This is a genomic window from Streptomyces sp. NPDC059524, assembly GCF_042749255.1.
GTDB lineage: Bacteria > Actinomycetota > Actinomycetes > Streptomycetales > Streptomycetaceae > Streptomyces > Streptomyces xanthii.
Map to the genome: position 1 here is coordinate 1 of NZ_JBHYTK010000195.1, position 1,989 is coordinate 1,989.

Annotated in this window: 2 protein-coding genes; both read right to left on the reverse strand. The window is 71.3% G+C overall.

Annotated features, from left to right (window positions below; translation table 11 throughout):
• Positions 1-98 precede the first annotated feature (98 nt).
• Complete coding sequence (locus ACFW9D_RS34490; RefSeq protein WP_384628689.1) at positions 99-818, reverse strand: transglycosylase SLT domain-containing protein; 720 nt, start codon at positions 816-818, stop codon at positions 99-101.
• Positions 819-1,145: 327 nt separating this feature from the next.
• On the reverse strand, positions 1,146-1,989 hold an 844-nt coding region (locus ACFW9D_RS34495; RefSeq protein ID WP_384628692.1), incomplete at its 5' end, for an S-adenosylmethionine:tRNA ribosyltransferase-isomerase.

Below are 1,989 nucleotides of genomic sequence, written 5' to 3' on the forward strand. Positions count from 1 at the left end.
GCACCCTCGCGGGTGCCGCCCTTCTCCGTCGTGGGGGGTGCGGCGTGCGCCGGAGACCCGGAGGTCCCGTCAGCGAGTCTCGGTACGCGCCTGCGTCCTCAGTACGCGCTGTTGACGTTGTCGATCGAGCCGTACTTGTCGGCCGCGTAGTTGGCGGCGGCCGTGATGTTGGCGACCGGGTCGTAGATGTTCGTCGAGGTGCCGGAGACGTGGTACGCGGCGAACGTCGGCGGGATGACCTGCAGCAGACCCTTCGAGGGGATGCCGTTGATCGCGTTGATGTCCCAGCCGTTCATGGCGTTCGGGTTGCCGGAGGACTCGCGCATGATGTTGCGGTGCAGACCGTCGTAGGAGCCCGGGATGCCCTTCGCCTTCATGATGGCGAGGGACTCCTTGATCCAGCCGTCGAGGTTGTTGGCGTAGACCGGCTTGCGGGCGGCGGCGCGGGAAGCGGCCTCGCGGATCTCGCGGTCCTTCTTGGCCTTGGCCTCGGCGTCGGCCTTCGCCTTCGCCTCGGCGGCGGCCTTGTTCTTGGCGTCCTGCTCGGCCTTCAGCTTGGCGGCGATCGCCTTGGCCTTCTCCGACGCGGCGGCCTGCTGGTTGGTGACGCTCGCGTGGACGTCCTGGATGCGCTGCGCACCCGCGTCCGTCGTGAACGCGACGGGGGAGGAGGTGACCTCCTCGGCCTGGGCCTGCGTGTCGTGACCCGGCACCAGAGTGATCGCCAGGGCGGCGGCGCCGAGCGAGGCGACACCGGCGATGGAGAACTTGTGGGCCCGGGTCAGCGGACTATGGCCAAGGGCGCGGAGCTGCTTCATGAGACGGGGACCTCTCGGTGGTTTGGGGGACGGACGTTGCGGGCAGAACCTTCCGGCGCTGAGCAACGGGGGCAATTCTTAGCGGTCGCAAAATTGCGTGGCAAAGGTGTGACGTACGAAGCCGGGTAGTGGATCACAGAACGCGCAAAAAGGACCGGGAGCCAGTTTTCGGCTCCCGGTCCTTGCGTTTTCTCGGGACCAAAGTCCCATCTCGGTCCACTAGGCGACTTCGTAGGTGACGTGCACCCTATGCGCGGCATCACATGGTGCCGCCCCCTGTCTCACTGATAGTTGCCGGTGCAACGCACTCGGTGAGCCTCTGAGAGCTCAGTGAGCCGTTTCCGGCGGCAGCACCAGATGCACGTCCCCGAACTCGTGCCACAGGTACCGGCCGCGCAGCGCCTCCTCGTACGTACGGCGCACCGCCTCCCGGCCCGCGATCGCCTCCAGCATCTGCAGATGGGAGGCCTCGGGCTCGTGCAGCCCGGTCAGCAGACCGTCCACCACCCGCACCCCGCGCTCCGGCGTCACCACCAGATCCGTCCAGCCGCGCGCCGCCCGCACCACCCCGTCCGCCCCCGCCGCCGACTCCACGGCCCGCACACCGGTCGTCCCCACCGCCACGACCCGCCCGCCACCCGCCCGCGCGGCGTTGATCAGCCGCGCCGACGCCTCCGGCACGTCGAAACGCTCCGCGTACGGCGGCTCGTGCGCCTCCGCCGACGACACCCCCGTGTGCAGCGTCACCGGAGCGAACTGCACGCCCCGCCGCACCAGCGCCGCCACCGCCCGCTCCGTGAACGGCCGCGCCGCGCTCGGCATCTCCGCGCTGCCCGCCCCGTCCGCGTACGGCAGCGCGAACACCGTCTGGTACGCCGATAGCGGCTGGTCCCGCCGCGTGTAGGAGTAACGGATCGGCCGCCCGTGCTCGCGCAGCACCGCCGGCACGTCCCCGGTCGCCCGCACCCACCACAGCCGGTCCCCGCCCGCCGCGACCCGCTCCTCGAACACGAGGTGCACACAGCCCGGCAGCGACACCACTTCCCCCGCGGGCCCGCCCGCGCGCGGGCGCGTGGTCCCGCGCCCGTCCGGATCGCGCACCTCGACGGCCCCCCCGCCGGGGTCGCCCCGCGGCGAGGAGTGCGCCCCCACGCGCGCGTGGGCGTGCGTG